The 12,134-nt window shown below is 64.4% G+C and carries 12 protein-coding genes; 2 read left to right on the forward strand and 10 right to left on the reverse strand.

The features are described from left to right. Positions 1-28: 28 nt before the first annotated feature. From AC1D1F_RS20160 to AC1D1F_RS20200, 9 genes are all read right to left on the reverse strand, one after another. Positions 29-799, reverse strand: a complete 771-nt coding sequence (locus AC1D1F_RS20160) for a transglutaminase-like domain-containing protein (protein WP_477678007.1) — start codon at positions 797-799, stop codon at positions 29-31. A gap of 131 nt (positions 800-930) precedes the next feature. After that, positions 931-2,085, reverse strand: coding sequence for a mannitol dehydrogenase family protein (locus AC1D1F_RS20165; RefSeq protein WP_477678008.1), 1,155 nt, complete (start codon positions 2,083-2,085; stop codon positions 931-933). 13 nt (positions 2,086-2,098) lie between these two features. Further along, complete coding sequence (locus tag AC1D1F_RS20170; RefSeq protein WP_477696788.1) at positions 2,099-3,109, reverse strand: zinc-binding alcohol dehydrogenase family protein; 1,011 nt, start codon at positions 3,107-3,109, stop codon at positions 2,099-2,101. A gap of 22 nt (positions 3,110-3,131) precedes the next feature. Continuing rightward, positions 3,132-3,461: an L-rhamnose mutarotase gene (locus tag AC1D1F_RS20175; RefSeq protein WP_477696789.1), complete on the reverse strand. Its 330-nt coding sequence runs from the start codon at positions 3,459-3,461 to the stop codon at positions 3,132-3,134. Positions 3,462-3,484: 23 nt separating this feature from the next. After that, the gene (locus AC1D1F_RS20180; RefSeq protein ID WP_477677650.1) at positions 3,485-4,492 is read right to left on the reverse strand and encodes an aldo/keto reductase; all 1,008 of its coding nucleotides are present in this window, start codon (positions 4,490-4,492) and stop codon (positions 3,485-3,487) included. A gap of 51 nt (positions 4,493-4,543) precedes the next feature. Beyond that, positions 4,544-5,488, reverse strand: coding sequence for a substrate-binding domain-containing protein (locus AC1D1F_RS20185; RefSeq protein ID WP_477654760.1), 945 nt, complete (start codon positions 5,486-5,488; stop codon positions 4,544-4,546). Positions 5,489-5,556: 68 nt separating this feature from the next. Further along, positions 5,557-6,540 (reverse strand): ABC transporter permease, encoded by a 984-nt coding sequence (locus tag AC1D1F_RS20190; RefSeq protein WP_477677649.1) that lies wholly within the window; start codon positions 6,538-6,540, stop codon positions 5,557-5,559. Positions 6,541-6,572: 32 nt separating this feature from the next. Next, the gene (locus AC1D1F_RS20195; protein WP_477700813.1) at positions 6,573-8,147 is read right to left on the reverse strand and encodes a sugar ABC transporter ATP-binding protein; all 1,575 of its coding nucleotides are present in this window, start codon (positions 8,145-8,147) and stop codon (positions 6,573-6,575) included. Positions 8,148-8,377: 230 nt separating this feature from the next. Beyond that, positions 8,378-9,088 carry a FadR/GntR family transcriptional regulator gene (locus tag AC1D1F_RS20200; RefSeq protein ID WP_477696791.1) on the reverse strand — a complete coding sequence of 237 codons (711 nt, stop codon included), beginning with the start codon at positions 9,086-9,088 and terminating at the stop codon, positions 8,378-8,380. 203 nt (positions 9,089-9,291) lie between these two features. Between AC1D1F_RS20200 and AC1D1F_RS20205 the strand changes: the two genes are divergently transcribed. After that, positions 9,292-9,702 carry an FKBP-type peptidyl-prolyl cis-trans isomerase gene (locus tag AC1D1F_RS20205; protein ID WP_477677647.1) on the forward strand — a complete coding sequence of 137 codons (411 nt, stop codon included), beginning with the start codon at positions 9,292-9,294 and terminating at the stop codon, positions 9,700-9,702. Between the two features lie 3 nt (positions 9,703-9,705). Here the strand turns inward: AC1D1F_RS20205 and AC1D1F_RS20210 are convergent, their stop codons facing one another. After that, entirely contained in the window at positions 9,706-10,581 is an 876-nt protein-coding gene (locus AC1D1F_RS20210) for an alpha/beta fold hydrolase (RefSeq protein ID WP_477677646.1), read from the reverse strand. A 366-nt stretch (positions 10,582-10,947) separates the two neighbouring features. Between AC1D1F_RS20210 and AC1D1F_RS20215 the strand changes: the two genes are divergently transcribed. After that, on the forward strand, positions 10,948-11,937 hold the full coding sequence (locus AC1D1F_RS20215; RefSeq protein ID WP_477677645.1) for an LLM class flavin-dependent oxidoreductase: 990 nt from the start codon (positions 10,948-10,950) through the stop codon (positions 11,935-11,937). Positions 11,938-12,134 lie beyond the last annotated feature (197 nt).

Consider the following 12,134-nt stretch of genomic DNA (forward strand, 5'->3'; position numbering starts at 1 on the left):
CACAAAATAAAGTTGGGCGCAGCGCATTTCAATTAAAACGGGAGCCGGCCCGTAGCTCGCGAATGGCCCGCATCATGGTGGGCGCCAGCATATTCCATTGCAGGGCCCGTACCGACCGGCGGTAACGCAGCCCGCTGGCCCGCAGGGATTCCGACACCAGTTCCAGGGGATCGCTCACCACGCACAGAAGCCGCGTGAGCATGGGGTCCTGGTCGGTAGGCACGCCGCCGAGAAAGGCGTCGTTCTTCCCGTCCCACAGAAGCTGGGCATTGATATGGATGCCCCAGCCGCATTCCCAGCCGTTCGCCTGCAGGCGTTCACGGGCGGCAGCCACGTATTCGGCATCGAAAATGTAGGTGTCGGTACGCACCCAACGGCCCAGCCAGATTTCCGCCAGCGGGCGCGCAGCCGGCGTGGCTCTGGGGATCAGGCCGCGCAGCATCTCGCCGCGCATCTCCATGTAGCGCAATCGCGCCGGGATGCCGGCAGAGCGCATCAGTGCGATCAGCAAGGTCGCCTTGTCGTCGCCGTCGCCCCCGCGCGCCTCGAGTACATCGCGGGCCGTCGGGTACTGCAGCTTGACTCTCTTGGTATAGGGCAGGCGCTTGACGAAGCGATAGATGGCCAGTGCCTTGTCCCTGTCGGTGCGGCACAGCTGGACAAGCGCGCGAGCCTTCAGACGCAGCTTGGAGTCGTCCAGGTCCAGCAGGGGCGTCGTGCCTAGCCAGTCCTGCGGCCGGTCACTGGCCTTCTTATTCAGCCGGCGGGGCGGATCGAGTTGTGCGGCTAGTGCCACCATGGAACCACCAACGGAGTGAATGGTTCACGCATCGTAACCCCGAGAGGTGCAATTGTGGCGAATTTCGGCAGGCGTGAAGACTCATGGCGTTGGATGTTGCGCCGCAGCATGTATTCAAAGGCCGCGTGCCCTCACCCCAACCCGCTCCCAGAGGGAGAGAGAGCAAGAACATCTCCGGCCAAGGCATTGCGCAGCTGGGTCTGTGCGATGGGCAGTTGCAGCGCCACGGCGCGCTCCACCACGGGTGCCAGTCGGCGCAGCTTCTTCTGCGCGTGGTCCTTGGCAATGTCGGCCAGGCGGTGTTCCAGAAACGGGTTGAGCAGACGGTCGCGCAATTCCACCAGGTAGGCGCGGGCCTCGGGGCCTGTGCCCTCGGCGTCAAATACCGGCAGCACCTCGTCGGCCCAGACGGCCTCCAGTGGGATGCGCAGCGCCGGGGTGTGCATGGCCTGCACCACGGTCATGTCCGCGGCACCGCCCAGCAGCTGCCAGCGTTCGGCCAATATCGTGTGGCCCAGGTTCAGCAGCCAGAGCTTGCGTTGCTCGAAGGGTGCCAATGCATCCGTCACCACCATGGCCGGGTGGCTGCAAGGAAGCACCATGCGCGGCTGGCGTTCGACGGCCCACAGCGCATAGGGCTCGGCCACCGCACCGGCGGGTTCCAGCGGAGACGACACGATGCGGTCCACCAGTGAATTGACCCACACGCAGTGCTCCCGCACATAACGAAGAAAGGCGGGCGTAGCGCCCCAACCCTGTGCCAGCGTGGATACCAGGTCGCGCAGTGTGTCACCGTTGCGGCTGACCAGTTCGCAGGGGTACAGCGTCAGGGCAGCCTCCGGCTGCTGCTGCCAGCGGTGGTGCAGAAGCGCCACCAACTTGGCTGGATAGCTGCGAGGCGCCGTCGTGGGGCTATCCAGCAGCGCCGCGGTGTCGGCGTCGTCCAGCACATAGCCCGTATCCGCGGTGTTGGAGATGACGGCCTGCACGGTGGTGGCCATGGCATCGCGCAATTGTGTCCAGTCGCGGCGGGCATGCCAGACGGCCTGGACTGCGTTGACCTGCACGGTTTCCTCGATACGCCGGCCGTGTTGCATGCCGCGCAATTCCACGCGGTAGCCATGTGCCAGTGCCGCGGCGCGCGCACTGCTCTGCGGGCTGTCTGTGCTCTGCACGACGGTGATGCCCCCCAGTGCCTGGCCTTGGGCCAGGGCCTGGGACACAAACAGGTCCGCATGCGCCTGCAGAAAGCGCCCGGTGCCGAACTGGAGGATGGGCGTGCTCAAGCGGGGGCTCCGGTCAGCATTCGATCAGCGCCTTGACGACGCCCTGCGTGGGGTCCAGCAGGGTGGCGAACTGGGCGGGTACATCGGCCAGGGCCATGCGATGGGTGTTGAGTGCCGCCGTGGGGATTTTGCCGCCCCGCATCGCCTCAAGCACCGTTTCGAAGTCTTCCATGGTGGCATTGCGGCTGCCCAGCAGCGTCGCCTCGCGTTTGTGAAACTCCGGATCGGCGAAGGTAATGTTATCCAGCACGATCGACACCAGCACATACTTGCCGCCATGGGCAATGAACTGGAAGCCGCGCTCCATGGCCTTTGCGTTGCCCGTGGCGTCAAAAACGACATCGTAAAAATCGCCATCGGTCAGCGCGCGCAGCTCGTCCAGGTCCTTGTCACCGATCACAACACCCGCGTGCGCACCCAGGTGTTGTTTGCAGAATTCCACCCTCTCCTTTCGCGTGTCCAGCGCTGTGACCTGGCCGCCACGCAGGCCGGCGAACAGCAGGGCGGCCATGCCGATGGGGCCCGTCCCTACCACCAGTACACGCTGGCCGGGCTGCACGTCGGCGCGGCGTACGGCGTGGGCGCCAATCGCCAGAAATTCCAGCATGGCGGCCTGGTCCAGTGAGACCCCCTCCGCCTTGCGCACAAACTGCGCGGGTACGTTGAGATATTCGGTGAAGGCGCCGTCGCGGTGCACGCCCAATACCTGGATGTTGACGCAGCAGTTGGTCTTACCCTGGCGGCAGGCTACACACCGGCCGCACGACAGGTAAGGCATGACGAAGACGCTGTCACCGGCCTGAAGGGGGCTGTCCGCCGGAGCTTCCTCCACGGTGCCCGCGATTTCGTGGCCCATGACGCGCGGATAGGCCAGGAAGGGTTGTTTGCCAGTGAAGATGTGCAGATCGGTGCCGCACACCCCTACGCGGCGGATGCGCAGCAGCACATCGCCTTCATTGCGGATGGGCATAGCCGCTTCGACCGTGCGCAGCACGCCGGGGGTTTCGCAAATGACTGTCAGCATAGATGTCCTTGGGTGGAAGTGGTTAGTCAATGTGGAATACGGATTCCATGGCGGCCCAGTGCTCGCCGGGGCCGCGCGTTTGAAGGGGGCGTTGGCAGGGGCCGCACAGGGTCCACCAACGCTGCGTCTCGGCATCGGCGGCGATAGCTGCCATGTCCGCGTCAAAATCCTGGCCGTGGTATTCCCAGTAGCCGAACAGCAGGTTTTCCGGCTCACGCAAAAAAATGCTGTAGTTGCGCAGCTGCGATTGCCGAATGCGCTGCAGCACAGCGGGCCAGACGGCCGCGTGCAGGCGCTTGTATTCGGCGATGTGCTGGGGGTCGATACCAATGACCCATCCCATTCGTTGCATGTCAATTTCCGTTTATAGGTTGGTCAAGGTGGCACCGGCGCATCGGGATTCAGCAGGCCGCGGGTGCGCAGGGCCTGCCACAGCGTGGCGGGAACGGGCGTCTCCAGCCAGGCGACGTTCTGTTGCAGCTGGGCTGCGGTGTGGGTGCCGGTGACGCAGCTCACCACCGCGGGGTGCGCCAGTGGAAACTGCAATGCGGCGGCCTGCAGGGGCACGCCGAATTCCTCACAGGCCAGCGCCAGCGCCTGCACGCGTGCCAACACGGCGGGCGGGGCTTCCGCATAATTGAATTTGGCGTTGCCCGCCAGGACGCCGGAGTTGAACGGCCCGGCCACCACGATGGCGTTGCCGCGGCGCATGCACTCGTCCAGAAAGGGCGTGAGGCAGTCCTGCTCCAGCAGGGTGTAGCGCCCAGCCAGCATGGTGCAGTCCAGGTCGAACTCCTGCATGCTGTCCATCACCACCTGCCATTCGTTCACGCCCAGGCCCACCGCCTTGGTGGCACCGCTGCCGCGCAATTCGTCCAGCGCGCGGAAGCCGCCTCCCGTGGTCAGTTGTTGCCAGTAATGCGCATGCTGTTCGCCATGGGTGTCGCGGCCGATGTCGTGTACGTACAGGATGTCGATGTGGGCCAGGCCCAGCCGCTGCTGGCTGTCTTCGAAGGAGCGCATCACGCCGCTGTAGCTGTAGTCATACTGCGGGCGAAACGGGTAGGGGTTGGCCCAACCGCCATCGCCGGGAGCCATGCTGGCATCGGGGCGCAGCAGGCGGCCCACCTTGGTGCTGACGACATACTCATGACGAGGGCAATCGGCCAGCTGGGCTCCCAGGCGGTGCTCGGAGCGGGTGTAGCCATAGTAAGGCGCCGTGTCGAAATAGCGCACGCCGGCCGCCCAGGCGCTGGCAAAGACATCCTCCACCTCGCGGGCGCTGGTGGCGTGGTACAGGCCGCCCATTTGCGCGCAGCCCAGGCCCAAGGCGGTCAGCCGCAGGTCCACGCGGGAAAGGGATTTCAAATCCGTGGTGTGCATATGCCCATCCTCCGGCAGCCGGTGCCGGAGGGGTCCTTGGGTTGGAGCGGTTTAGTAAAGAACGTTCTTGGCAGCGGGCGTGTCGATGTTTTTCTTGTTCACCATCAACACACCGGTATCGCGGAAGGCGGGCACTTTCTTGCCTGCCACGATTTCCGCCACGGTCTTTACGCCCAGGTTGCCCATCTCGAAGGCGCTTTGCACGGCAATCGCCTCGATGGTGCCGTCTTTCACAAAGCCTTGCAGGTCGGCGTTGCCGTCAAAGCCGATGGCCACCACTTTGCCGGCTTTGCCCGACTGAACCAGTGCACGGCCCATGCCGATAGCGGTGGGTTCGTTGGCACCGAAGATGCCCTTGAGGTCGGGATTGGCAGCCAGCACGTCGGTGGTCTGGTTCAGTGCGGTGCCCATCTGCGAGTTGGAGTAGAACGGGCCGACGATCTGCAGCTTGGAGTGCTTCTTGATGTAGTCGGTGAAACCTCCCACGCGGCCGATTTCGGAACCCGAGCCCGCAGTGTAGGACATGATGGCAATCTTGCCGGTGGTACCGATCTTGTCGATCAGCGTCTTGGCGGACATTTCTCCGGCAGTCTTGTTGTCTGTGGCCAGGAAGGATTGGTAGTAAGCCTTGCCGGCATCCGATGCGGCGGAGTCAATCAGCACCACAGGAATCTTGGCTTCCCAGGCTTTTTTGATGGCGGGGATCAGGGCATCCGGATCCGAAGGGGCCAGCACGATGCCGGCGACCTTGCGGTTCACGGCGTTTTCCACCAGGGCTACCTGCCCGGCCAGGTCGGTGTCGGATGCCGCGCCCTGGAAGGTGGCGGTGTAGCCCTTGAGATTTCCCACGGCAGCGTTGGAGCCCTTCTTCACGTTTTGCCAGAAGTCCGAGTTGGCGGTCTTCACGATGACGGCAATTTCCTTGTCGGCGGCCAGGGCCATCGACGACGCAGCCACCAGGGCGGCTGCGATCAGTGTGTGGATAAATTTTTTCATTTCTTTCCTCATGGGTAATGGTTGTGGAGGTTGTCTCTCGAAGTCCCGGTAAGCCCTGCCGGTAGGGATCACTTGCGATGGCGCATCTGGTCGATCCATACGGCCAGTAGGATGACAACGCCAATCAGAATTTGCTGGGTGAAAGCGGACACGCCGCTCATGTTCAAACCGTTGCGCAGGATGCCGATCACGAAGGCGCCGATGACGGTGCCCGACACCGTGCCCACACCGCCCGTGAGCGAGGTGCCGCCTATCACCGCGGCGGCAATGGCATCAAGTTCGTACATCAGGCCCTCACTGGGCTGGGCCGTGACCAGGCGTGACATCAGCACGCAGCCGGTCAGCCCGGCCAGCAGACCGGACAGCACATAGGCAAACAGCGTCACGCCCTTGACGTTCACGCCCGAAAGCCGGGCGGCTTCGAGGTTGGAGCCGATGGCGTACAGATGGCGCCCCAACGTGGCACGGTTCAGCAGGATGGAGACAGCCAGCGCCAGCACGATCATGAGCACCACGGGGTAAGGAATGCCGACGAACACCACATCGGGGAAGCCGTCCGCACCGATATTGACGATGCGGAACAAAGCTCCGTTGCCCAGCTCCGCGAAGCTGTCGCCCAGGCCGCTGATGGCGCGGGCATCGGTCAGCTGCAAGGCCACGCCGCGTGCCACCAGCATCATTCCCAAGGTGGCAATAAAGGGCGGCAGTTTGAGCACCGTCACGCACAGGCCGTTGATCAGCCCGCACAGGCCCCCGACCAGCAGGCCGGCAAACATGCCCACAGGCACGGGCGCGCCCGCCTTGACCAGCATGGCCGCCACGACGCCGGACAGTGCCAGGATGGCGCCTACCGAGAGGTCGATACCGCCGGTGATGATCACGCAGGTCGCCGCGATGCCGAGGTAGGCAATGGACGTCACCTGGAGCGCCACGGTCATGCCATTGCCCACGCTGAAGAAGGCGTTGCTGGTGAACGAGAAGATGGCGATGAGTCCCAGCAGGCTGGCCAGCGCGGCAAATTTTTGAAACAGGTCTTGTTGTTGTTCGGTCATTGGTGTGGTCCGGGGAAAGGGTCTTGGAGGGCTCAGCTGGCCAGCTGGTCGGCTGGCAGAGGCGGCACACTGCGGCCGGAGGCGTAGTGCATGACCTCCTCCTGGTGGGTCTCGCGGGTGGGGCGGATGGTGACCAGGCGGCCTTCATGGAAGACCGCGACACGGTCCGTCATCCCCATGATTTCGGGCAGCTCGGAGCTGATCATCACGACGCCGATGCCCTGGCCCGCGAGCTGGTCCAGCAACTGGTAGATCGCGTACTTGGCGCCCACATCGATGCCGCGCGTGGGCTCGTCAAAGAACAACACGCGTGATTCACGGAACAGCCATTTGCTGATCACGAGCTTCTGCTGGTTGCCGCCCGAGAGCAGGCGCACGACCTGGTTGCTGCTGGGCGTGCGGATGTCGAGTGCGCCGATGTAGCGGCGTGCGGCATCCTGCTCTTTGGCAAACTGGATCATGCCCGCACGGTTGGACACGGCTTCCATGTTGGCCAGTGTGATGTTCTGTGCCACAGTCATCTTCAATGCCAGCCCGTCGTGCTTGCGGTCCTCCGACAGGTAGGCCAGCCCCTGGCGCACGGCATCCCGCGGCGAGTGAATGGTGAGACGCTGCCCGGCCAGAAACACCTCGCCGGCGTCGATGGGGTCGGCACCAAAAATGGCGCGAGCCACTTCGGTGCGGCCGGCCCCCATGAGCCCCGCAAAGCCCAGGATTTCGCCGCGGCGCAGCTCAAAGTTCACGTCGTGAAACACCCCCTGGCGTGTCAGGCCCTGCACGCGCAACAACACGTCGGTAGTGGGCACGGATGTTCTCTTGGGGAATACATCGTCCAGCGAGCGCCCCACCATCCTGGCCACGATCTCTTCCACACTGGTGTCGGCCAGGTGTTCGGTGGACACGTAGCGTCCGTCACGCAAGACAGTGACCCGGTCCACGATGAGCGCCAGTTCGTCGAGGCGGTGCGAGATGTAGACGATACCCACCCCCGTACGCTTGAGCTCGTGGATGATGGCAAACAGCCTCTCGGTCTCCGACTCCGTGAGGGACGAGGTGGGTTCGTCCATGATGAGCACCTGGGCGTTGAGCGACAGCGCCTTGGCAATTTCCACCATCTGCCGCTGGGCTACCGACAGGGTTTTGACCAGAGCGTCCGTGGCAATGTCCAGCCCCAACCGGTCCAGGCATTGCCGTGCCTGGCGGCGCAGCGCCGCCCGGTCAATCAGCCAGCCTTTGCGCGGCTCGCGGGCCAGGTAAATGTTTTCGGCCACCGTGAGGTGCGGAGCCAGGTTCAGTTCCTGGTGAATGATGGCAATGCCGGCAGCCTCGGATTCGGCGGTGGATTGGAACTGACAGACCTCGCCGTGGTAGTGCAGGGTTCCCGCATCGGGCTGGTACTGGCCGCTGATCACCTTCATCAACGTCGATTTGCCGGCGCCGTTTTCGCCGCACACCGCGTGTACCTCGCCGCTTCGCACCTCAAAACTCACACCGTCCAGTGCCAGCACCCCCGGGAAGCGTTTGGTGATCCCTTCCAGGCGCAACAGTACGCCCGCCCCGGCGGGGCTGGGCGCGTCGGGGCGGACGGGATCGGACACGGATGACAGCAATGCGAACTCCTCTTGGCGGGTCAGGGGGCCGGGAGGGATGAATTTGCTGTCTTGCAAATTGGTAAGGCCACCTGACACAATCTGGCGTATTTGGCCTTACCAAGAAATGCATGTGTATTGGTGTTTACCCACGTCCTGGGCTCAAAACCGGCGTGAAAAGACGAAAAAAATGCCTGCGCAATTGCACAGGCCTGACCACAGGTAAAGACTACGGCGCGGAGCTTAGCTCATGACCATTCGCGGCGGTTGTTCTCGAGCCAGCGCTGTTCGGAGGCTTGCAGGTGCGTGCGCATGGCGCCCTGTGCGGCCAGTACGTCCCGGTTTTCCAGAGCGCGCAAGATGGCTTCGTGCTCCTGCAGTGCAATGGCCCAGCTTTGGCCGGATTCGGAATGCGCGCTCAGGCGCGCGGCAATCGGGCTGTGGCGCTCGTCAAACAGCTCGCCCACCAGCCGCTCCAGCACGGAGTTGCCTGTCATGGCTGCGATCGTTTGATGAAACTGCCGGTCAAAGGCCAGGGGCGAGCGGTTTTGCGCCATGGCGGACAGCATGTTGTCCAGGATCTGGCGCAGCGCTAACAGCGCTTCGGGCGTGGCTCTGGCGCAGGCCTGCAGCACAATGGTGCCCTCGATGGCGGCGCGCGCCTGCATCAGCTCGATCGGGCTTTCGCCCATGGTGGCCAGCGTCTGCGGCTTGCGCTGGGCCGCGCTGCAGACATACACGCCGGCGCCCATGCGCACTTCCACGCTGCCCTCGATTTCCAGCGCGATCAGCGCCTCGCGCACCGAGGGGCGTGAGACGCCCAGCTGCTGGGCCAGATCGCGCTCCGGCGGCAGCCGCGCGCCCGCGGTGTAGTTGCCCTTGTCAATGAAGGCGCGGATCTGCTCGGCTATTTGTTGGTAAAGCCGACGGTTGTCGACCTGTTTAAGTTGGTCCAGCATGAGTCCTCCGCATGAAGTGCAGTTTATGCGACGGCGGGTTTGGCTATTGGCTTATGGCTCGAAATGGTAAGGCCAATTTAATACTTGTTGCATCGACCTTACCAGTTTGGGGGTCTGCCGTCGCCACGCAGGCAGGGCGAAAGCCGGGACGATAATCCAGGCCAGCCTTTTCGATTACCCCTAGCCATGAAAGCATGACCTCCATGAAGACATTGACCGCCGCGCTGATTGCCCTGGCCTCTCTTGCCCTGTCCACCACCGCCCTTGCGGCCGCCCCGGCCGAGACCCTGCCCAGCGGCGTGAAGATCGTGCACAGCACCGACGGTACCGGCCCGCAGCCCCTGGCGACCGACACCGTCAAGGTGCACTACCGCGGCACGCTGGCTGACGGCAAAGAATTCGACAGCTCCTACAAGCGCGGCGCGCCCGCCACCTTTCCGCTGAACCGCGTCGTGCCTTGCTGGACCGAAGGCGTGCAGAAGATCAAGGTCGGCGGCAAGGCCACACTGACCTGCCCGCCCGCCACGGCCTATGGCGACCGCGGCGTCGGCGGCGTGGTGCCGCCCAATGCCACGCTGACTTTCGACATCGAACTGCTCGCGATCGAGAAGTAAAAGCTAGAGAGCCGCTTCGAGCGCCGTGAGGAGGGCTTTGTCAAAGGCCTCCGCGCGCTCGAACTGCAGCCAGTGGCCGGCACCTTCGACCAGGGCCAGGCCCCTGAAATCCGCGGCTTGCGCCAGGGCCGCCCGCAGCGCATCAAGCTTGCCGCGGTACAGCGCGTCTTCCTCCCCGTAGATCGCCCACACCGGGCAACGCAGCCGCGCCAGTGACTGCGCCAGCGCACCGGTGCGTGCCAGGTTGCGGCCCTTCATGCGGTCGCGCAGCACGTTGGCGATGTGCAGGCGCAGGGCCAGTTCGTCGATCGCGTCCTCGCGGTACAGCATCAGCGCCGCAAGGTTGTGGCGATGGATCTCATCGCGCTGGGCCGCATCGGTGAGATGCCGCCAGGCGCGCAGGCGTACGGCTTTTTCGGGGGCCACACCCAGGCCGGGCGCGCCCACCAGCACCACACGCGCCGCCCGGGCGGGAAAGCGCTCCGCCAGGAAGCCGGCGACCATACCGCCAAAAGAAAAGCCCACGAGGTCGCAGGCCGCCTCGCCCGCCAGCAGGGCCAGCCCCTGCTCGACCGGCTCGGGCAGCACATCGGCATCGGTGCCCCGCAAGGGCGCGGCCGAATCGCCGAAACCGGGAAGGTCGGGCACCAGCACCCAGCGGCCCGACGCGGCCAGCGCGGGGATGTTGCGCAGCCAGTGCATCCAGCTGCCGCTGCCGCCGTGCAGCAGCACCAGCGGCGCGAGGCCCGGCCGGCGCGTGGCCTGGCCCCAGTTGTGCCAGACCATGGCGCCCTCGCCGCAAGGCGTTTCAACGCGGCTGGCCGTGCGCAGCATCGCGAGCGCCTCGGCAGGCAACTCAATGTTCGGTGAATCTGTCATGGGGGATAGAACCTATTTACGGTCTAAACGGGGCCGCGTTGGGGTGCAATCGGGATGAGTGGGCCGACCGGGACCGCCGCATGGGCTCATGCCCATGCAAGGGCCTGGGTGGCTCAATCGCCCGATTTCACCCCAACCCGAAGGGCAAGCCCCTTCTCGGGCGGTCTGCGGCGTTGCGATGCTAACCCATAGCTGTGCTATGGGCGTCGCACCGCGCCTTGCATCCCATCCCGAGAAGGGGCTTGCGCGGCCTCGTTTAGACCGTAAACAGGTTCTTATACCCTGCCCTCCGCGCGGCCATCGTGAAGCTCCTAAACTGGCCCGGCGCGCTTTCTTCATGAGGCGCTCCCCTCTCATCACATGCCCATGATCCCCTTCTCAGTCCTTGATTTGTCCCCCATCGTCACGGGCGCCACCGCCGCCGACGCCTTTCGCAACACCCTGGCCCTGGCCCGGCATGCCGAACAGTTGGGCTTCAAGCGCTTCTGGCTGGCCGAGCACCACAACAACCCCGGCATCGCGAGCGCCGCCACCGCGGTCGTCATCGGCCATGTGGCAGGAGGCACGAACACGATCCGCGTGGGATCCGGCGGCGTGATGCTGCCCAACCACTCGCCGCTGGTGATCGCCGAGCAGTTCGGCACGCTGGCCTCGCTCTACCCCGGCCGCATAGACCTGGGCCTGGGCCGCGCACCCGGCACCGACCAGCTGACCGCCCGCGCGCTGCGGCGCGACCACCAGAACAATGCCGACACCTTCCCGCAGGACGTGCAGGAGCTGCGCTATTACTTTGAAGACATAGCACCCGGCCAGAGAATCCGCGCCGTGCCCGGCGCGGGTCTGAAGGTACCGTTGTGGATTTTGGGCTCCAGCCTCTTCGGCGCCCAACTGGCCGCCGCACTGGGCCTGCCCTTTGCCTTCGCCTCGCATTTCGCGCCCGACATGCTGATGCAGGCCCTGGAGCTTTATCGCGACCGCTTCGAACCCTCGGCGCAGCTGGACAAACCGTATGCCATGGTGGCAGCCAACGTGGTGGCCGCCGACACCGACGAAGCGGCGCGCTACCAGCTCACCTCCGTCCAGCAAGCCATGACCAACCTGCTGCGCGGGACTCCCGGACCCATGCCGCCGCCGATTGACGACATCGAGTCGTACTGGTCACCCGCCGAGAAGGCCGGCGCGCAACGCATGCTGCGTTATGCGGTGGCGGGGGCGCCCGCGACTGTTCGGGAAGGATTGCGGTCTTTTATCGCCGAGACTCGGGCGGACGAGTTGATGGTGACTACGCATATTTTTGATCCGGCTATTGCGCGTAGGTCGTTGGAGATTACTGCGGGGGTCCGGGATAGTTTGTAGTTGCTCCGGCGGTGTGCGCTCTTCTGAGTTCTGCTGGCCGGGGGTTGCCCGGCAGCAAGTAACTTTCTTTTGCTTCGCCAAAAGAAAGTCACGGCGGATTCAAGGACCAAGTGCAACACTTCCAATCCAAGAGGAGTTGCATGACAAGAACATATCGACAATTGAGTGCCGAAGAGCGAGGCACGGTAATGGGCATG

This window comes from Polaromonas sp. P1_H6 (assembly GCF_056405195.1).

Bases quoted from the DNA above. Each gene is read 5' to 3' on its own strand.
- AC1D1F_RS20180 (WP_477677650.1), bottom strand. From the start codon at position 4,492: ATGCACACCACGGATTTGAAATCCCTTTCCCGCGTGGACCTGCGGCTG.
- AC1D1F_RS20175 (WP_477696789.1), bottom strand. From the start codon at position 3,461: ATGCAACGAATGGGATGGGTCATTGGTATCGACCCCCAGCACATCGCC.
- AC1D1F_RS20210 (WP_477677646.1), bottom strand. From the start codon at position 10,581: ATGACAGATTCACCGAACATTGAGTTGCCTGCCGAGGCGCTCGCGATG.
- AC1D1F_RS20200 (WP_477696791.1), bottom strand. From the start codon at position 9,088: ATGCTGGACCAACTTAAACAGGTCGACAACCGTCGGCTTTACCAACAA.
- AC1D1F_RS20205 (WP_477677647.1), top strand. From the start codon at position 9,292: ATGAAGACATTGACCGCCGCGCTGATTGCCCTGGCCTCTCTTGCCCTG.
- AC1D1F_RS20190 (WP_477677649.1), bottom strand. From the start codon at position 6,540: ATGACCGAACAACAACAAGACCTGTTTCAAAAATTTGCCGCGCTGGCC.
- AC1D1F_RS20170 (WP_477696788.1), bottom strand. From the start codon at position 3,109: ATGCTGACAGTCATTTGCGAAACCCCCGGCGTGCTGCGCACGGTCGAA.
- AC1D1F_RS20185 (WP_477654760.1), bottom strand. From the start codon at position 5,488: ATGAAAAAATTTATCCACACACTGATCGCAGCCGCCCTGGTGGCTGCG.
- AC1D1F_RS20160 (WP_477678007.1), bottom strand. From the start codon at position 799: ATGGTGGCACTAGCCGCACAACTCGATCCGCCCCGCCGGCTGAATAAG.
- AC1D1F_RS20215 (WP_477677645.1), top strand. From the start codon at position 10,948: ATGATCCCCTTCTCAGTCCTTGATTTGTCCCCCATCGTCACGGGCGCC.